The 19600-nt window shown below is 58.3% G+C and carries 17 protein-coding genes; 9 read left to right on the top strand and 8 right to left on the bottom strand.

Features of this window, described 5'->3' with window-relative positions; genetic code table 11:
* Positions 1-10 precede the first annotated feature (10 nt).
* Positions 11-1792, bottom strand: a complete 1782-nt coding sequence (locus CK226_RS29755) for a recombinase family protein (protein ID WP_095793763.1) — start codon at positions 1790-1792, stop codon at positions 11-13.
* 74 nt (positions 1793-1866) lie between these two features.
* On the opposite strand from CK226_RS29755, the gene CK226_RS35175 reads away from it, so the two are divergent.
* On the top strand, positions 1867-2010 hold the full coding sequence (locus CK226_RS35175) for a hypothetical protein (protein WP_179301154.1): 144 nt from the start codon (positions 1867-1869) through the stop codon (positions 2008-2010).
* A gap of 248 nt (positions 2011-2258) precedes the next feature.
* Here CK226_RS35175 and CK226_RS29750 read toward each other — a convergent pair whose 3' ends face one another.
* Positions 2259-2687, bottom strand: coding sequence for a hypothetical protein (locus tag CK226_RS29750; protein ID WP_095793783.1), 429 nt, complete (start codon positions 2685-2687; stop codon positions 2259-2261).
* 246 nt (positions 2688-2933) lie between these two features.
* On the opposite strand from CK226_RS29750, the gene CK226_RS29745 reads away from it, so the two are divergent.
* The 4 genes from CK226_RS29745 to CK226_RS29730 all read left to right on the top strand — a co-directional run bounded on the left by CK226_RS29745 (position 2934) and on the right by CK226_RS29730 (position 7552).
* Positions 2934-3161 carry a helix-turn-helix transcriptional regulator gene (locus tag CK226_RS29745; RefSeq protein WP_095793762.1) on the top strand — a complete coding sequence of 76 codons (228 nt, stop codon included), beginning with the start codon at positions 2934-2936 and terminating at the stop codon, positions 3159-3161.
* 411 nt (positions 3162-3572) lie between these two features.
* A complete protein-coding gene (locus CK226_RS29740) occupies positions 3573-4721 on the top strand; it encodes a hypothetical protein (RefSeq protein WP_142885358.1) in 1149 nt (382 codons plus the stop codon).
* A 282-nt stretch (positions 4722-5003) separates the two neighbouring features.
* Positions 5004-6077, top strand: coding sequence for a reverse transcriptase family protein (locus CK226_RS29735; RefSeq protein WP_210202265.1), 1074 nt, complete (start codon positions 5004-5006; stop codon positions 6075-6077).
* 23 nt (positions 6078-6100) lie between these two features.
* Complete coding sequence (locus tag CK226_RS29730; RefSeq protein WP_095793759.1) at positions 6101-7552, top strand: hypothetical protein; 1452 nt, start codon at positions 6101-6103, stop codon at positions 7550-7552.
* A gap of 31 nt (positions 7553-7583) precedes the next feature.
* Here CK226_RS29730 and CK226_RS29725 read toward each other — a convergent pair whose 3' ends face one another.
* Positions 7584-9248, bottom strand: a complete 1665-nt coding sequence (locus tag CK226_RS29725; protein WP_095793758.1) for a hypothetical protein — start codon at positions 9246-9248, stop codon at positions 7584-7586.
* On the bottom strand, positions 9245-10051 hold the full coding sequence (locus tag CK226_RS29720; protein ID WP_095793757.1) for a UPF0489 family protein: 807 nt from the start codon (positions 10049-10051) through the stop codon (positions 9245-9247). The genes CK226_RS29725 and CK226_RS29720 overlap by 4 nt, the downstream gene beginning before the upstream one ends.
* 137 nt (positions 10052-10188) lie before the next feature.
* Between CK226_RS29720 and CK226_RS29715 the strand changes: the two genes are divergently transcribed.
* On the top strand, positions 10189-11268 hold the full coding sequence (locus CK226_RS29715) for an ATP-binding protein (RefSeq protein WP_095793756.1): 1080 nt from the start codon (positions 10189-10191) through the stop codon (positions 11266-11268).
* Between the two features lie 52 nt (positions 11269-11320).
* On the opposite strand, the gene CK226_RS29710 is transcribed toward CK226_RS29715, so the two are convergent.
* The 3 genes from CK226_RS29710 to traA all read right to left on the bottom strand — a co-directional run bounded on the left by CK226_RS29710 (position 11321) and on the right by traA (position 15591).
* On the bottom strand, positions 11321-11992 hold the full coding sequence (locus CK226_RS29710) for a hypothetical protein (protein WP_095793755.1): 672 nt from the start codon (positions 11990-11992) through the stop codon (positions 11321-11323).
* A gap of 180 nt (positions 11993-12172) precedes the next feature.
* Complete coding sequence (locus tag CK226_RS29705; protein WP_095793754.1) at positions 12173-12412, bottom strand: AlpA family phage regulatory protein; 240 nt, start codon at positions 12410-12412, stop codon at positions 12173-12175.
* A 131-nt stretch (positions 12413-12543) separates the two neighbouring features.
* The gene (gene traA / locus CK226_RS29700; protein WP_095793753.1) at positions 12544-15591 is read right to left on the bottom strand and encodes a Ti-type conjugative transfer relaxase TraA; all 3048 of its coding nucleotides are present in this window, start codon (positions 15589-15591) and stop codon (positions 12544-12546) included.
* 634 nt (positions 15592-16225) lie between these two features.
* Between traA and ltrA the strand changes: the two genes are divergently transcribed.
* The 3 genes from ltrA (at position 16226) to CK226_RS29685 (ending at position 18621) form a co-directional block, all read left to right on the top strand.
* A complete protein-coding gene (gene ltrA / locus CK226_RS29695) occupies positions 16226-17752 on the top strand; it encodes a group II intron reverse transcriptase/maturase (protein ID WP_095793752.1) in 1527 nt (508 codons plus the stop codon).
* Positions 17753-18044: 292 nt separating this feature from the next.
* Positions 18045-18371 (top strand): conjugal transfer protein TraD, encoded by a 327-nt coding sequence (locus tag CK226_RS29690; protein ID WP_095793782.1) that lies wholly within the window; start codon positions 18045-18047, stop codon positions 18369-18371.
* Between the two features lies 1 nt (position 18372).
* A complete protein-coding gene (locus tag CK226_RS29685; RefSeq protein WP_095793751.1) occupies positions 18373-18621 on the top strand; it encodes a conjugal transfer protein TraD in 249 nt (82 codons plus the stop codon).
* An 806-nt stretch (positions 18622-19427) separates the two neighbouring features.
* On the opposite strand, the gene CK226_RS29680 is transcribed toward CK226_RS29685, so the two are convergent.
* On the bottom strand, positions 19428-19600 hold a 173-nt coding region (locus CK226_RS29680; protein ID WP_143750384.1), incomplete at its 5' end, for an SUMF1/EgtB/PvdO family nonheme iron enzyme.

Raw genomic sequence — 19600 nt, 5'->3', positions numbered from 1 at the left:
AGCGCCAAGTTCAGAGTGTGCGTGCCGGTGCGGCCGAACCCAGCCCCGATACGATAACGCGCTGAATCTGACATTCCGGAGGACGCGCGAGTTTCTCGCGTAGAGTGTCGACGTTTGAACCGGGGGTCGGGACAAAACGGCCTCCCGCTACCACTTCATACCCACTATCGTCTCTGACGGCCGCACCGTAGCGGCCGCCTAATGGGGTGGGCTTTCCGGTGTACCGCGCGGTAGGGAACGCTGCTCCGCCAATAAGGGCGGCGAGCTTGCCCTTGACCTCGATTTCGAAGCCTTTCCGTGCAGGTTTTGGGTACACCGTAACGCTATGAACAAGCTCTCGGAAGTTTTGGATAAGTGGGCCACGATCATCTGCAGCAGTCGCGTGGTCGGCCAACGCCTTTGAAAGGCCATCGACGGTTTTGGTATACCGCTGCAAGGTGGCTGGATGGAGAGCCACGGCTGATGGTGGCTCATCGAGACTAAAGAGTTCCGCCTCGATCAGAGAAAGCTGTGACTTGAGTTCTGCGATCCGCTGCTTGGCATCCTCTTCAGCAATCACGCCCCTGATCACAAGGTCGATCGCCCGCTGAAGTTCGCCTTTTGCCCGATCGCGCTTGGCTTCTAGCGCTGAGCGCATCGAGTTCGACCGTGCCGCCAATTCTCGGCGCTCCTGGTTATATTTGCGGATGTATGCCTCGATCAGGTCCGGCGCTTTCAACTGCTCGCGCATGCCATCGAGGACTGCCCTCTCGATCTCGGGCAAGTAAATAATGCGCCGGTTGGAGCAGCTCCCGCTTTCACGAACGGCGGAGCACCTGACACGCGTTTTGCCGGTCTTGTCACGATCGTGAACCGACATGCCCGATCCGCAGATGCCGCAGCGAAGTAGGCCGGATAACAAGTGCGCCGGGCGGCGCTTGAAACGAGAGGATGCGTTCACCCTCGCGACTTTGAGTGCCTGTGCCTTTTGCCAAACGTCGTCGTCGACAATGCGAAGATGCGGAACCTCTTTCGTCTGCCACTGGTCCTTCGGATTTGGCCTAGAGACGCGCTTGCCAGTATCGGGGTTCTTTACCATTCGGACCTTGTTCCAAATGATCCGACCAACGTAGAGTTCGTTAAAGAGCAGACCCACCCCGCGTTGGGCATTTCCGTTGATGGTGGAGCCGTTCCAGCGTGTTCCTCGCGGCGGCGCTATCCCATCGCGGTTGAGATCACCAGCTAGGTCTCGTGGGGTTCGACCAGCAGAGTAGGCGTCAAAAATGCGCCTGACAACTTCTGCCTCCCGTTCGACGACTTCAAGTTCGCCAGGGCGACCTAAGATAGGTCGATAGCCATAGGCCCGGCCTCCGGCGTGACGTCCATCACGGACAACGCCAGCCATGCCCCTCCGCACCTTCTTGGCGCCATCCTCCCTCTGCATTTGACCGACCAGCCCACGAATACCGATGAGGACCGCATCGGCGATACCATCATGAACTGCCTGGATTTCGATACCGAGAAAAGAGAGCCGCTTATGAAGACCCGCGAGATCCGCCATGTCGCGTGAAAGGCGGTCAAGCGCTTCGACGACTACCGCATCAAACGTTTTTTGGCCGGCCGCCTCCAGCATAGCCAGGAGCCCGTCGCGACCGAACAACGACGCTCCGGAGCGCGCCTTATCCTCATAGACGGCAACGACATCTAAACCGTTGCGAGCTGCATAAGCGCGGCAAAGGGCGATTTGGTCTTCGGTGGACTTTTCGTTTTGAAGCTCGGTCGAAAAACGAGCGTAGATAGCGGCTCGCGTCATATCTTGGGAGCCTTCTGGGCGTGATCCGAATCAATTGCAGAACTTCGGTCAATCGATGAGCCGATAGCGACGAGATGATCGCGCCTAGCATCAGCGATGGCAAGCGCTTCGACGAACTCAAGCATGGCTTTGCGAAGCTCTTCCGGCGCTACCGCAGCGGCGGTTTCGATGAGGGAAGAACCATTGCCTGTGTCTGGTGCCGGCTTCACGAGAGCTAGCATCGCGATGACCAGCGACGAGCAAAGAGACGCGTACCATCAATCGTGCAATTGGCACGCCGCAGCGTATAAATCGGACAGGGATCAACCGAACGAGGTTCGACGGCGATGTGTTTTCGCCACCGCGTATATCATGAAGTTCGTTGAGGGGCGTCGCCAAGCTTTCTAACCTGCTCTTATCGGCACCATTCTCCAAGGGAGAGGTGCACCTGGGCTGGGGGCCTGCGCCTACGACGGCGACGCAAAGTTTACGCGACAGGCGCATTCCGCTGCGGACCCTCGTCCGAAAGCGCCATCACAAACTTGGTGGCTTCGTTCCAATATCTCGCCACGTCAGCACGGACAATGGTGCGGTCCGGTCGACTGCGATGTAGATCCCCTGTGATTGCCTTCAAGTCTTTTAGGACGGAAGCGATATGCGGCCACGGGAAATCGGTGGGATCACCGATATCCCTGTCGGCGCCGGCAATCATTTCCAACTTAGCAACAATGCCGAGGAGCGATGAGGACCGGAGGTCGGGCATTTCGTCCTGAAGTTTGAGCGCCTCGGTCATGGCAAGAGCTTCGGCTTCGCAAGCTATGGCGTATCGAGAGGCTGCGTCGGACGTCGCTGCTGATCTTCGACGCGGCGCGGACGCGCCTGCAGTCAATACCTGAATTCCGGTATCGACCATCATTCGTGCCTCCAACCGCTGCTGCACTCGACATAGCATCAGCGAAACATATCGAGCCTGTTTCCACTCGGCCCAGAGGGCAAGAACGAGATCGAGAGAGCGGTCGCTATCGACTGGAACCTCAGAGGCATCATTCATTTCAGGTGACCATCATTGCTGACGAAGGGGGTTCACTTCATAGCATATAAAACTGCGAATAGGAACTATCGTTCCTGGAATGATCGTTCCATTCGCGAGTTATCTCTCGGGATGGATCTAAAGGAAATCTTAGCTATCAATTTGCGGCATGCCCGAAACAGGCGGCATCTGACCCAAGAGGAATTAGCAGAGCGGTCGGGGCTGAGCTCTCGCTACATAGGAGCGATTGAACGCGCTGATGTTTCGGCTAGTGTCACGGTTCTCGGACGCATCGCCGACGCGCTCGGAATGGAGCCGGAAGGACTCATTCGTAAGTCGAAGGGCGGTCAATTAGATTAGGGGACGAGCGGCGGCTTTGCGCCTTGTCCCGATCATACCAGCCGGATTTAACATCTACTGAAAGCGGACACTCCCTCGTACTAGATGACGCTCGGCAGTACACCAGAATGCCAAGGCCCGAGCCTTATTCTCTTGGGAACCTGGCAACGCTAGCTACGGCCATTGATGATCGCTAGGATACCAAGTCGGCGGAGTTGCTTCGGCCCTTGGAGACCAGACTTCGCATCGCGAACTGCAAGGGGCGGGATTGTCGCGCCGAGCCTGTCAGCCAAGCGGGTGGCCTAACGCGGAAACGGTTGATCAGGAACAATGGCAGCCCCTCTGACATCAAGCCAAACGAGTACAGGCAGATCTTGGCTGGCTCAGTTTTCCGAGGGCGATCGCGTTCAAGCCGCCGCGATGCTGGATGCCATGCTGCTCTTAAACGAAGAGCAGGTCGTCACATCAATTAGGACTGCCCTGGACCGCATCGCCAAAGGGACTCGCCATCGAAACAGGAGAGTTGCACTTTACGCGGAGCGGGAGTTCCAGGAAGCGGCTATTTTTACATCACAAGACCTGCCCGACAAAGACGGCAGAGTGCGCCGGCGTGCAATCGGCAGATCCGGGCCTCCGGCTGTGAAACCCGTTCGAGGTCGGGCCAGGGTAGGCAGCGAAGGCCTGCTCGCGTTCGTCGCCTCCCAACAGAAGGATGCATGGCCCAAAATTTTCATGAATCATCCCGGCCCCGATAGTCTCCGCGCCAAGTCTGCCCCAGCCGGCGAGATTGTGATTATCACTGATTTCATTGGCTCCGGAAGTCGCGTTAGATCCATGCTGGACAAGTTTTGGGCGGTGCCCACAATTCGCTCTTGGATGTCTAGGAAGCTCATCAAGTTCCGGGTGATCGCAGCAGCAGCAACCGAATCTGGGCTTGCAAGCGTTCGGAAACACCGGATGCGCCCGGAAACCACTGCTGAGTGGATAGCCCCTACTGTGAGTTGGAACACGTCGCCACGCTTGTACTTCGCTTGGACGAAGTTGATCGATAACAATGGACCCGCAGAGGGACGAGGTTGTGGGCGCTACGGATTCGAAAATGTTGCCGCGCTGATAGCCTTCAGCTACCGCATTCCGAACAACACTCCGGCAATGGTTCACTGCAGTCGCGATGGCTGGCGCGCGCTTTTCGACGGACCTGCGCCGCCTGAACTTCATGGATTATTCGGTGTGAGGCCGGTGGCTGAGGTCGTTGAAAACGCGGCGGCCGACAACGGCATTCATATGGGACGAGAACTTACGGAAGAGGACCGCCTAACAATACTCGTACTGACGTTGCTACGCGGACGGTGGCACAAAGGATCGGAAACCGCTTTGTCTTCGAGAACAGGGCTTCCTGTGCCCACCTTAATGGACATTCTGCGCCAGGCTCTCCAAAACGGGTTAATAGTGGGCAGCGGTAGGTTAACGGATAAAGGGTACGCTTTTCTGGCGTCGGGAAAAGCTCTTCAAGGATCTAAGCCGATCATTGCCACCAACCAGGAAGCATATTATCCAGAGACTCTGAGAGTCCCACGCTAGCGTCTAGCTATTGTCATCCTTCGGGATGGCCGTGATGATGGATACGAATCCATTGTCTTGGGGAATGGAGTTTTCCATTGCCGCTGAAAGAGCTCGTGAATGCAAGTCCACGTCGCGTCATCCATCGTTGCCTTTCAGGCAACCTCCTCGGAGGCTCATTTCGACGGACGACGCGACGCCGCCAGGGCCGCGCTAAAGTAGATGCCGTATCGTTGGGACTCTCAGGCCTTCATAGTTGGCGCACGGTCGGAGGGTAGGTCCGAAAGCACAATCCAGGCTTGCTTGGCGGCGGCAACGGCGGTCAAGCGGAAGCACCCGGACCTGCCGATCATCTTCACACTGAATCATCTTGCACATCTTGCCGATGTCAACGCGGACTTCCTTCAAGAGGTTGCGCATCGAAAGATCGACCCGTACCGGGTTTTTCGAGTGAAGAAGCGCGGGGTGGCGAACGCAGTGCCGGCGCCGCCGCGCCGTTATCGTACGATATGCGTCCCAGATCCAAAATTGATGAGGGTGCAGCGCTGGATTGCCCAGAACATCTTGCAGGCCACGCCCTCCCATCATGCCAGTTTTGCTTTCACAAGAGATCGAGACCTCGTTGATGCCGCTAAGAAGCACGCGGGTGCGAAGTGGGTCGTCAAAATGGACGTCCGGCATTTCTTCGAGTCTATTTTTGAGGACTCTGTCTATCAGGTTTTTAGGTCATTTGGTTACGGGGCATTGATATCATTTCAAATGGCCAGGATATGTACCAGGCTAGCGGACCACAATCGCAATGATGCGCGTGCACTTCTTGGACGTGGAGGCCGGCGCCCATACCGCCAACACTCCAAAGGCCACCTACCTCAGGGTGCCCCTACGAGCCCTATGCTTGCGAACCGGGTGGTGGAAACCCTTGACCAGAAACTCGACCTTATCGCGATCACCGCGGATTGGGCTTATTCGCGGTACGCAGACGACTTGGCTTTCTCCCGGATCACCACAACCACCCGGCGACAGGCGATGAGTCTCGTCAAAAAGGTAGAGGCTGAACTCGCGAAGTTCGGGCTCGAAACACATCGCCAAAAGACGACGATCGTGTCTCCTGGCGGGCGGAAGGTTCTCCTAGGCGTGCTGATCGACACGGATAAGCCTAGACTAACCAAAAATTTCAGAAACAACATCGAAACTCATCTATACGCGTTAACAAGCCAAAAGATCGGCCCCGAACAACATAGGCTGAAAAGGAATTTCGTCTCACTTATCGGCATGCGGCGTCATATCTTGGGATTGATCGCATTCGCCCATCAGGTCGACGAAACGTACGCCGCCAAGTTGTATACGCTATTCAATACGGTGAACTGGAATCGTTAGCTGCGCCGGCGGTTGGTTTCTTCATGAACAAGACTCGAATCCACCTATTCCCCGACACCAACCTTTTCTTTCAGTGCAAAGATATTGGAGAGCTTCCGTGGTCGGAGCTAGGGGACTTCGATCAAGTCGAGTTGATTGTCACCCGCCCAATTCAAAAGGAGATTGATAGGCGCAAAGGCGAGATGACTACACGGCTAGGAAAACGTGCCCGAAAGGCACACGGGCTTCTACGTGATGTAATCTCAAACCAACTCAATCCCATTGTGTTGCGCGAAAGGAACCCTAAAATCTTGCTGTCATTGCAGGTCGGTCTGAAACCAAATGCGGCGCTGGCAACTACGCTCGACTACGATGAGGCTGATGACACGCTGGTTGGGATCACAAGCGGCTTTGCCACAAACAATTTAGAATTGGATGTGGGTGTCCTCACACACGACGGAGGGGTGATGGCGTCTGCAGTCACGGCGGGTGTGGCACACTATGCTATTCCCGAGACATGGCTAGCGCCTCCTGAAGAAACAAAGGCCGATAAGGAACTTAGAGCGGCGCAGGCTGAAATTGTCCGCCTGCGCACCGCCGAGCCGAAATTCGAGGTGGCTTGCGTTGACGGAAGTGGTCAACCTATTGACAGGATTGTCTTCGACAACCCGCATGTTGAGGCATTGGTCCCGAGCGAAATTGAAGCGCTGATGCGGCAAGCGCGAGAAAAATTTCCCGAGCGGAAGAATTTCATTCCCCCGAAGGCGGTGCCGCCCGTGTCATCGAGTAAGGGGATTTCGTTAGAGTCCCTAAAAGGCTTGCATATGCCTCCGACCGATCAACAGATCGAGGCCTACCACGACGCCTACAAGAAGTGGGAAGTAGCATTGGAGGAAGCGTTAGGGCGCATTCATAAACGGCTGGTTGCTGAGACATCGAAGCTGGTGGCCAGTTTTCGTGCACGGAATGTCGGTACGCGGCCTGCTGAAAACGCGCTTGTTGAAATGAAAGCCCATGGAAGCTTTTACATCTGGCGACCTAAGCGCGATGTTGACGATGATACCGCCGAACGAAAAGGACTTCCGTCGCCTCCGGCGGCACCAACTCGCCCTAACTATGTCCACATGCTGGGAAGGCACATGCGCAGCTTTGGGCTGTGGGACAATCTTGACTCAGCTATCCCTTCTGCGCTGCCCTTCATACCCAAGCAGCATGATGCGGAAGGCTTCTACTACAGGGCAGGCTCTTCCGGCTCAGATCTGAGTCTGTCATGCGATTTGTGGAGACATGGCCAAGGGAACGAGGACTTCGACGTCTCTATCGAGCCGCACGGCCCTAGAGAGGCTTTGGGAGCAATCGAGTTTCGCATCCATGCGAGCAACTTAACAGACGCTGTCTCGCTGAAGATTCCGATCGAAATCCGTTCCCTCACGCCAAGCGCATTCGACTATGCCGAGAAAATGGTCGGTCAGCTTATCGAGGAGGACAACGACTAATGATGCGCGGCTTTGGCGCGGGCCAAGTCTATCATCCGCCTCTCCGCGATTCCGGGAAAGCAGCCTCAACCGCGGCGACATAGTCTTTGACCGATCCGCGCAAAACATGGTCAGCCATTACCAGGAAGGTCTTGAGGCGCTGCCCATATCGAGCCGCCGGATGCCGATTACCTCCTGCGACGATCATCCGGATCAAAAGAGCTCGCATGCGTCCTTCAAGCCCCTCATGTGAGAGGGACGCAATGTCGTGGAGGATTCCGTCATGGAGATAGCCTGCAAAGGTGTCGCCGATGCGGTCGGAAAGCGCGACAACCGCCATGGCATTGCCGAGAGCGACGGCAGCATCGACCGGGATGGCGCCTGTCGAGAACTCATTCATCGCCGGAATCACAGCATGCCGCGATGTGCTATCGAGATGCCGGATATTGCGCACCCAATTGCCCATGACGTCAAACGCTTCGTACAGCAGGCGGGCATTGCGGGTTGGAAATTCAGCCATCGTGTCGATGTTGTGGCCGGTCGTATCGTAGATTCCTTCCAGTTCGGTAACGAAGAGTGGCAGGTAAAATAGCCACATATGATAGGGAACACCCTGACGCATAGCCTCATTGACCATGATATCGAAATACCGAATTCCGACAAAAGTGATATCGTGCCATTGTTCATCGTCGAAATCATTGGCACGCCCATTGAGATGGGCGACATAGCCACTGGGTGCTCCCGCACGGATGGTGTCGATGACGGCATCGCCTATGGGCTTCCAGGCTCCCAAGTTGTGAGCCACCTGGGCATCGCCGAACAGAAACCGGAGCAGGACATTCTCCCCGGGGATTGCATAGCCACCTTTGTCCGCGAGATTCTGGTTCTGCTCAATTTCCTGGTAGAGCCTGCTGCCACTGTCGGTGATCAAATCGCGCAGCGCCTTGTCCGAGAAATCGAAACGCGGTTGCAGCTTAATTGCCATGAAGTCCGGGAGTGCGTCCGGCCGCATCGTGACGAGGAACTTCCTAAACTCCTCAGAACGCAAAAGCATGCGCACAAGGGTCTCGGCGCTGGCTTGAGCTCTACTACTGGCCGGGACAAAGTGCCTCGCCCAACGAATTCGCCGCCGGAAAGCCTCAGATATCCGTTTGCCATAGCCCGCCCTTGGCTGCTTCGGCTCGTCCCCGTCACACTCAGCCGGCTTGAACGTTCGGATTTGCTGACGGCGCAGCCAGTTCGTATCGGCCAACCAGTCGTGTGCTCTCTGTCGTAGTAGCTGCCGCTCGGCCACGGCCTGTATCAGACCGAGATGCGGTCGTATGAAATCCAGCAGTTCCGCGAAGCGACGTTCATAGAGCAGGGTCTGCATGATCTTGCCGACGGCCACCATGGAGCGCGGCCCCGGCTTCAGCAGGACGTTGAGACGCCAAGCAAGAATCATCCACACGAATACGACCAGGAAAGCGGCTTGGGGTGGCGTAAAGCTGCCATCCTTGGGGAAAGTCAGCCAGGTACAGGCTTCAGTGCTTGCTAACAGGCAAGGCTGACTCACCAAGGAGAAAAACTCGAAGTAGAAGACAAGCGAGACTGCCAGAAGCGCCAACGGAATTTGCACCGCCAGATGCAACTGCGCGCGTAGTCGCGTTACTGGCGATACGATCGTGTAGAATGCAATGAAAAGCGCGAGGAAACTCAGGAAGCCGTCCAGTGTCACTGAGCCTCTCCTTTGCCGCTCGGGAGGGAGCCCGAGCCTGGGAAACCTTGGGCACGAACGTCGCCGAAGTCGACGTAATCCTGAAAGATCGGGATCAAGGTGTCGGCCTCAGCTGGGGTGTACCCGGGCGATTGACAAAGGATCACATACTCGAACAGTTCCGCGGCTCGATAAGCTTCAACCGGAACTTTTTGAAACGGGATAGGTGGCTCAAGGATGTGTGGCAGGGCAAGCAGTTCTTCCCTTGAGCGGACGTCATGGACGCGCGGCACATACCGCAACTCCATAATGCCGCATGCCGGATCGAAGTCTCGGAAAAAGAAGGGCATCAGGTCGTCACCGCTATGCGCGTGATGCACATATGTCAGCATCCGAAGCCACCTGCAGGCCAATGCGTATGAGAGATAGTTCGCGGCCGAAATGCGCTCCATGCCATGATGCGGGATAGCTGCGGCGCGTTCTTTCGGAGTCAGGGCAAGCAGCCTCCCGCCAATGTCTTTCCACGAAAGGTCCCCGACCCCGGTTCCCAGATCAGAATGAGCGTCGATATGGGTGAGGGTTAGCGGCACAGCACCGTTTTGAGAGAGCACGTTTAGAATGGGGAATGCTTCGTCATGATGGACGACAAACCGCCCCTTGGGCCGGCTAGACGACAGGGCACGCTTCAGTCCGCACTGGTCTTCGAGAAAGCGCCGAAGTTGCTCTCCGGTCCAAGGGCGCGTCGTTGACGGTGCCCGGGGGCGTCTGTCGAGTGAACAGACGTCGTCAAGGAATATGTCGAGGTCGATATCGGCGATGTTCAAGAATTATTCCGTCTGTCGGGCGGTGTTGGGAACACTGTTATCTAAAGGCATATTTCTCAAGCGTGCGTTGATCTAAATACCCGGCGATGAAATGTTGCCCACAGCATTTGATCGGAAAAATTTGAGAGGGCTACAGAATGAATAAACAACCAGCCGCGCCGACACGCGACAGCATCCGATCTGGCCTTGTCATCGAGGGGCAACACCATGAATTCAAGGCACGCCTGAACCTCGACGAGCAACGTGGAAAGTCAAACTTCATCGATGACGTGGTCGCGTTTCTAAATGCAGGGCCTGGATATCTTATCGTTGGGGTACATGAAAAGAAGGGCGCCTTCGAACGCTTCGAAGCGATGGATGGCGATCGGGATGCTTTGCAACGCCGCATCATCTCGATCCTTCAGGACAACATCGATCCCAAGCCGTTGGGCGTTCGTGCAGAGTTCCTCGATTTGGACACGGGAGGTTTCATTCTTTGTCTTGATCTGCCCGACCACCGGTTACGACCCTATCAGAACAAAATCACAGGCGGCTTTTACCTGCGCACCGGCGCCCAAAATACGCCAATCCCGCGCGACCAACTCCACGCCCTGTTTACGCCACTAGAGAAGCTAGAGGCCGACACGGTGCAATTGATGGAACGTGAGAATGCAGCTGTCGAAGCGCGCGACATCATGCAGAACAATGGCGCGACCCTGCATATAGCGATCGTGCCGCAGGAGCACTACGAACGAGGGCGGACGTCTTTTGATCCCGGCCGAACTGTTCTGAAAGTGATGCGTCACTATCATGGCGAAAGCCGTGGCGTTTTCAAAGGCTGCGATAATGGCGTTGAGGTTCGGGACGCAACCTTTCAGGAGGGCCGTTCGATATCGCGCTTCTTTATCGACGATGATTGGCTCGTCCATTCCTATGTTGCCCATCCATTTTCTGTTCGGGACGGGGAGGGACGGCTGACCATTAACGAGTTTCACGCGGAGTTCGCCCGGCATTTGCGAGACATTCAACTCATCCTAGATGACTCGGGCATTCGAGGGCCGTTCGGAGTTTTGTTTGCCGTGAAAAATCTGCGGCGTAACTCAAAGCTTGAATGGGCTTTTCCCAACGCCAGGTTTGCGAGCCTCGGACGGCCGATGCGCGTGGAGCGCGTAGACGAGCAAAGGCTCATCGATCGCTTTTATGACAAGGTCAGAGGCGTTTCGGTTTATGGTCGCTGATGGTCGAATCCTGAAGTTTCGGGCATCCGCGCGACAATCGACAGGTGCGGCTTTAGTGGGTTCTGGCTGCGGCCAAAGCTGCACGTAGGATGATGATGCTGTTCGAAGCGAGCAGCAGCGACGCCGTTCCAAGTGTTTCAAGAAACACCGCTGATATACTGTCACCATTCACGCGCAATGCATGCCCGACAAGTGTCAGCCGCATATCCAACTCGCTGAACCCGGCGAGGTCGTCGTGGTGGTGTGCGCCGCCACACTTGTTGGCCACATACCGGATCGTGGCGTTGCGCGAGATGGTGAGGCCAACAAGGCCCAAGCAAGGCTGTAGCAGGAACTTCGACAGTTTGATGTCGGCGAACACGTGCGTGCTAGGGGAACTGGCAACCTGACTTTCAAATTGCGGACGGTGCCCACTGTTGGGTCCTGGCTCCCGGTAGGTGTAGTGCGGGCTAACAGTTGCAGCTCCCAGATGATAGCCGCCACACGCAAAGAGCACCGCCTCCTCAATTGGAATTCTCTCTAAGACCGGTGCGGGTATCTCGATGGCGTGCCCGAGCAGATGAGCGGTTTGAATGAGCGCACCGTCGAATAGAAATCGTAGAGAGAGGCTGGCGCGGAGCGCCTCTGCGACCCCCGGCTTCGATACATTTAGGAGTTCCTCAAGTGTATTGAGGTGGACGCAGACAACCTCGGCGCGCCGTATAAGTACCTCGGAACTCTGCATTGGCGTCCTCCCGCTGGAAAATGCCGAACTAAACCCTAGTGTGCACGACGGTCCGGGTTGTCTACTTAGTTGGTCACCCGATTCACGACGGGTCTGATGTCAACTTCGGCAAAAAAGGCGTCCGATGGGGGCTGCCAGGAGACGGCCCTAATCGTTCATCGGATTCGACAAGAGGTGAACTTATGTGCCCGCAGACCGTTTGCCGCTAGTAGCTATGTTCCGCCCCGTTCTGGCACACCACGAAACAGGATCGGCGATCCATCGATTGACGTCGGATTCCCGCCAGCCCGCCCCGTTGATGCTGATCTTGATCTGCGCGGGGAACGTGCCTTCGGCGATTTTGCGATAGATGGTCGAGCGGGACAGACCGGTCCGGGCAAGGACGGTTCTGAGGCGTATGATGCGATCCGGCTCGGACATAGCTCGCGCTGCTTCTCAGTGGTTGTTGCTGGTATCTATTGGGACAGACAGGACAGACCGAACGCTGGACGCAATCAGGTTTGTGGCTTCAGCCGCCTGCGGCGTGAAAACGGCGGCAAATCGGAGGGATCTCAAAGCCCAAGGCCCCGCCCCCTACCGATGCCATGGCTGAATGCGAGTTCCGCACCAAGGCGCCGGCCGGAATCGATGTTGATGCCAAGATCGCGCTTGCGGTTGGCAAGCAGGGATTCCAGCTGTGGATCGCGTTCGAGGCTTTTTGCCATGTCGGACATAGCCGAGAGCGTTGACTTGTAGCCGGACATGTCGCCGGCCTGGTATTGGCGCTGGCCCGTGCGATCAAGCTTTTGCCAGCGTTCCACGAAACGGTCTGCGCGGCGGCCCGGATCGATGTCCAGTCCGGTGCGGATTTCGGTTTCTAGCTGGAGCGCCTGCACGACGCGGTTGACCCGGCCGGCCGCCGCTTCACGAACTAGCTCAGGGTTCTTGACGTAGGCCGCTTCGGCGTCACGCCAGCCATGCCGCCGAACCTTCTCGAACGCGCCACGGGCATCCTTCAATTCGCGCATCTGCTCGGGACTGCCCTGCCCGTCCTCACTTCCGGTGCTGAGGATCGCATCGATGACGCGCGCGTGACCCACAAGCGCCTGGGTGCGGGCTCGACGCATTTCTGCCTCTCGGTTCCCCGGCACAGTCGTGTCGCGCTGCGCTCCCTCAGCAAGAGCTTCTCTTCCAGGCGTGGGGCCACGATCTCCGATCTGGGCCCCGACATTCTCCCTTCCCGGCCTTTGCCCACGGTTCTGGCCGGGTTCGCCGTCTCCGGGCGAGCGCAGCCCGTCCAGCAGCCCGCCGATCCTATCGCGCAGTTTCTCCGGAACGATCCGGCGCACGATCTCGACCACACGCTCGCGGAAAGTGATCCCCCGCCGCTCGGCATAGATCTGAGCTGGGTCGGCTTGCTCATAATCCGACGCCATGTCCTTGGCGCGGTCGCGTGACAGCGTGCGGACGAGCCGGTCTTGTGTTGCAAAGTCATCGCTGCCGTAGTGTAGGTTCAGCTCATCTCGATGCCGCGACATCGAAACGTAGCTGCCGTGCGCATCCATACCCGGTGTTGCCAAGACATGGGTGCGGTCAACGGTCATGCCCTGAGCCTTGTGAATGGTCGCTGCATAGCCGTGGTCAATGTGGGCATAGTCTTTCAGATCGAACCGTACGGACCTGCCGTCATCGGTGCGCACGGCCATGTTGTGTGTGCTGACCTCTTCGATCACACCAAGCGTGCCGTTCTTGACGCCGAGCCCGCGCTCGTTGCGCAAGAACATGATGCGGTCGCCGCTGGCGAAACTTCTCACCCCGCGTTCGATATCCACCTGCACTTCTTCGCCGAGATCGCCGGCGGCGCGCATGCGCTCTCGCGCTGCGTGGTTGAGCGCGCGCACCTCGTCGTTTGTGTGGGTGAGGATGATCCGGCTTGCCTGTGGCTGCGCCTGCCTGTCGCGATCCCAGCGCTCGACCAGATTGCTGCGCGCCTCATCGCGCGTCGCAGCCTGGTGCACCATGCCTTTCGCGTCATAGGCGCCGATCGCAGCACCGATCCTGCCGGTTGCCAGATCGCGCGTGGCGTGACGCTGCCAGTCCTCGCGCTGCCGGCGCACCTGGCCGATCTTGACGCCGCCGTGGCGCTCATGGATCGAACGGAATGCAGCACCCGCTTCGATGGCCTGCAGCTGCTGCGGATCACCAACCAGCACTACTTTTGCACCAACGTCCGCCGCATGGGAGAGCACGCGCTCCAACTGGCGCGTGCCGACCATGCCAGCCTCGTCGATCACCAGGACATCACGTGCGGTGAGCTGGTCACGGCCCTGTTCCCAACTGTGTTCCATGCTGGCGATGGTGCGTGACGAGATGCCTGAGCCGCTTTCGAGATTCTCGGCCGCAATGCCGGAGAGTGCCGCGCCTCGGACCTCAAAGCCCGCTGCCGCCCATGCCTGGCGTGCAACACCCAGCATCGCGCTCTTGCCCGTTCCGGCAAAGCCGACAACAACACCAAGACCGCGGCCATCGGTGATGTGAGTCAATGCATCGGCCTGCTCGCCAGAAAGGACAAGACCGAGCTGCTTGGCATTCGCGAGAGCAGCCTCGCGATGTGCGTTACTCACCGCATAGTGCTCCTGTCCGGCCATGCGTTCTGCCGCGCGATGCAGGCGCTGTTCGGTCTCGATCATCTGCCGGGTCGTGAACCGATCTTCGCCGCGTCCGTCCTTGCCGAGTTCGACCAGATCGGGCGCGTTGCTGACGGCTGCCATCACGTGGTTGAACTGCTCGATTCCATCGCTGTGTCGATGCGCGAACTTCGCAATGTCCCTTCGCGTAAAGGTCGATTGCTGATGCGTGATGGCGTCCAGCGCCACCGATGGATCCCCGATGATGCGCGCGCCATTGTTGCGCGCGATGTCGCGGTGCAGTTCGGCGCGATCTGCTTCAATGCCGGCAGCGTCAAGGCCGTCGCCTTCAATGCGTTGGGCCGGTGCACCAATCTGAGTCTGCGGCTCCAAGGCAATGCCCTGCGCTTCCAGGCTGCGATGATCAATGCAGGCGTCGATGTCGAGTTCGGCAAGGCGCTCATTGGCAAGCTCGGCCCATCGTTCACGCCAGCGCTCGACCAGCTCGGTCTGATTCCAGTCACGGACCTTTGGACCAAAACCGTTCTCATCCACGGATCGCATGGCGAGCATGACATGGGCATGCGGTTTGGGGCTGCCGTCCTCTGCCCTGTCCCAATGCACGTTGAGATCGGCGACCATGCCCCGGCTGACGAACTCGGTCTGAACGAAGTCGCGCGCCAACTCGATGCCTTGCGCCTGGCTGAGTTCACGCGGCAGGGCAAACTCCACCTCGCGGGCAAGCTGCGCATCCTTCCTGACCTCGAAGGCCTCGACATCGTTCCACAGCCGTTCGCGGTCGCTCCAGGCTTCTGGTGCATTCTCCGGCATCATCACCTCGGAATGGACGACACCGCGCTTGGCCGAGAAATCATGCGTGCGTTCGATCCGCTCGTCGCGCAACCGCGAGGCCGACCGGTAGGCGGCCGAGGCAACAGCACTCGAGCCGGCCTTGCGGCCAATGACCTTGACGTGAAGATGATAGATCGCCATCGCGACCAGATGTGCGTTGGGAGTTGAAAGGAAGGAGGGATTCAGCCTTCATGCTGCAATGGATCTCGCGGGGTGGAGGACCCCGCACGCTGTATGACGCAACATACGGCGATAAGCAGATGGGTGAGGAGAACCGGGCGCTTCCGGGGAACCGTAAATTAGCAGAACCCATCAAAGCCGAACGGGCGGGGACTTCCGACCCCGTGAGCGGTTCGGCCAGCGAGCTTGCCATGGCGAGGGAAACCGAACCGATGGTGGACGCCCCGTTTAGAGATGGAGCCTGCCGACTCGGAAGTGGGTGGGTCGATCTTCGGATCGGTGGAGTGTTGGTCCGCGCTATCAGTACGCGGATTGGAGGCGCGCAGCTTGCTGTGCGCCAGCCTCGGCATGAGTTTGCGTGGCGCCGAGGCCGGATTCCACACGGGGTAGAGTCGGCGCCTAAAGCGAGCAAGAGATCAGTTGCGGAACCCAAGAACCTTGTCACCATTTCCGGCGGTTTCGGACGCCGGACGACTGAAGCGGCCAGTGACCGTGGTGCCGAGGGACGGAGCCTTCGTAGTAGTCCGAGGACGGGAAAGCCGTTCACATGGCGAAGGGAGGCAGTGGATACGGCTTGCAAGCAGGAGGCGGGCACATGTCCGGCGGGATGAATATCCCGTTTGTCCTCGACATGCAGCGCAAACTGTATCGGTGGAGCAGCGACGACCCTGACAAGGCCTTTGCTGATCTGTTCAATCTCATATGCGACCGCAGAACCCTTGCCGAAGCTTGGCGACGGCTCGCCCGCAACCGCGGCAGCCGAACACCGGGAACGGACGGGATGACGCGTCGTACGGTCGAACAGCGTGCCGGTGGCGCAGCAAGGTTCCTCGACGAAATACGCGAGGCACTTCGCAACGGAACATATGACCCGGAACCCGTCAGGCAGCGGCTCATCCCAAAGCCTGGCAAGCCGGGAGCATTCCGGCCACTCGGAATCCCCACGCTGACCGATCGCGTGGTGCAAATGGCCATGAAGCTGATCCTCGAACCCATCTTCGAGACGGATTTCTATCCGACCTCGTATGGGTTCCGTAGAGGACGGAGCACCCATGATGCTCTGGAGCGAATCCAGAAGTGTCTTCACCCGTCGGTTCGTGGACCTTCGGTCTATGACTACGCCATTGAAGGCGATATCAAGGGCTGCTTCGACGCAATCGACCATCACGTCATGATGGAAGGCGTGCGACGGCGTATCGGCGACCGTAAGGTGCTGAGGCTGATCTTCGCATTCCTGAAGGCCGGCGTGATGATCGAGGGGACCATCCAACATCCCATAACCGGCTCGCCACAAGGCGGGATAATCTCGCCGATGCTGTCGAACATCTACTTGACAGCCATCGACGAACGGTACGGACGATGGTCCATGCGCCCCCGTGAACCGAGTAGCAGGGCGGCAGGCCGGCGGACACTGGACCGCAAGAACGGCAAGCCGACATTCTACATGGTGCGCTATGCGGACGACTTCGTCGTCCTCGTGGAAGGCACGAGGGAGCAAGCGGAAGCTGAAAGGCAGGCGCTGGCGGAGTTCCTGAAGACGGAACTTCGCATGGAGCTTTCGATGGAAAAGACCCGGATCACCGAGACCAAGGAAGGCTTCGACTTCCTCGGCTATCGGGTGGTGCGCACCAAAGCGCTCCGCACGGGGCGACTGGTCGGCAACCTCTTCATCCCGAGGAGCAAGCTCAACGACCTGCGCCACAGGATCAAGGTCCTGGTGAAGAGCATTCCTACCGGATGGCCGCTCACCAAAGTCGTCGGCACCCTCAACCCGATCCTGCTCGGGTGGCGGAACTATTACCGATATGCCACGCAGGCGTGTCGGGACTTCAGCCATCTCGACAAATGGATTTGGGAGCGCGTTGGACGTTGGCTGCGTAAGAAGCATCGAAAGGCAACGTGGCGAGAGCTGCGTCGCCGCTTCACCGTCAACGTCACGGGACAACGGCATCGATGGGTCGAAGGCACGAAGCGCCTGAGGCTCCTCCGCGACGGCGGAACCATGCGTTACCCTCACCAAAGCATCGAGAAACCGAACGGATGGAATGCCCAATCCCGGCACCGTCAGCGCGAGAGCGTGGGCGACTTCTGGGACGCGTTCTACAGCCTCACGTCGGACTGAGGCACACCCATGAGCGAACTTTCGCTCGTGCACGGAGAGCCGGATGCAGGGAAACTTGCCTGTCCGGTTCGGGGAGAGGGATGGAGAAACTTGTCTCCGAAAGGGGAAGTAGCGCTTCATCTCTACTCCACCATTTGCACGTCAAAGCGCACGTCGGCACGACGTATAAGCGCGCCCTCCCTCGAAAAATTCTCGGGATGGACCAGCCCGTCCCCGCCTGTCTCGGCAACCCTGAAGCCTTCCGGCAGGCGCTCGCCTATCATACCTGCATCGACAATCTATGGAGACCGCCATGCGTAAACCAAGAGACTTCGACGCGGAACTGAGGGCGCTGGAAGAAAAGGCACGAGAACTCAAAACGCGAAAGGTCCAGCAGCTTGGCGAGCTGGTGATCGCCACCGGCGCCGATCAACTCAGCACCGACGAATTGGCCGGCGCGCTGGTCGCAATCGCTGAAACAAAAGAAGCCGCAAAGCGTGAGGCATGGGCCAAGCGTGGGGTGATGTTTTTCGAGAGCGGGTCCCGGCGAACTGCTCCGGCATCTGAAGGCAACCTGCGACGCGCTCCGGCGCAATCGGGCAGCCCGCAATCGCCGGCAGGCGGCACAGGCTCGCAATGACATGCGCACCTGGCAGGTCGAGCGCCGCAAGCGCACACGGCATCTGATCGAACTCGGCGGTCTCGTCGTCAAGGCAGGCATTGTCGAGCTCGCCAATGACGATCGCGCTATCATCTACGGCGCGCTGCTCTGGATCGCTGCCGAGCTGCAGGGCCACGAAGGCGAGCAGGCGCGGGACCTATGGATCGCGAAGGGAAAGCAGGCATTCAACGCGGACCGGCATGAAGACCAAATGAGCCAGACAAGATGAAAGGTGGTCGACGGGCGGCGGGCGATGCGAAGCAGCCCATTCGATCACGCCTGACCAAAAACCGAGTCAGTGTGAAAAGGGTATTTTACACGCAGAGAACACTAGGCCGCGCTTGGAATTCACTCTCTCCGCCATCTCCATTGTTTTCGTTATTTTTTTGCCGAATATTCGGTTTGGCATAACCTTCGCAGACCCAGCGCTCGGCCGATAATTACGTGCCGACTCGAAACTTTTCTCGGCAGACCGTGCAATCGTACCTGCGTGTTTCGGCTGGGTCATCATTTGCAACAGCTTCCAGTTCCGATGGCTTTGTGGCGCCTGTCATGTGGCACCACGGACACCAGGCATCTCCGCACTTCACCGGATCGTATGTAGCCGATCGCCGCTGCCGATCTGTCGTCGTCGCGAGTCGCATCGCGATTTCAACCAACGCGCCATGGGTCGGTAACATTGAAGAGTACATCTCGGGCCTCCTGTTTCTGGCGGCATCACGAGCCGCCGCAGCAGCAACACCATACGACGCGGGCGTCGAAAAAATTGTGCGCGCACGAAAAAGTCCGCCGAAGCGTGGTTTAGCCAATGTCGGACTGTGCCCCTCTCTCTAGCTATCCGTCGAAGCCCTAAGGGTCGTGCCGGCATGCTCGCGACTATCGCATCAAGGCCGCCAGCGTCCTTTGGGATTTAGCTTGGGAAACCGTACAGAGGCACCAGCGGACTCTCACACATTGGCGGTCGCGGCCTAACCCTTTTTGGTGACGATAGCTTTGTGCGCCGCGTCGGACTGGTCAAGCTTCCGCACTCTTCCCTCACACCGGACGCACGATGCAGCGGAAGCCGAGGTGGCAAGTGGACGTGTCTATCGCCTGCGCCATGCGCGCGGCGGGACGATAACGCCGGCAGTAGTTGGGCGCGCAGAGGAAGGACCCGCCCTTGGTGACCTTGCGCGGAATCCTGATGTCAGGCGTCAGCGGATCGTAGC

This window comes from Mesorhizobium sp. WSM4311, from assembly GCF_002295115.1.
In the GTDB taxonomy this organism is placed as follows: Bacteria; Pseudomonadota; Alphaproteobacteria; order Rhizobiales; family Rhizobiaceae; genus Mesorhizobium.
This window is presented reverse-complemented; position numbering and strand designations above follow the sequence as displayed.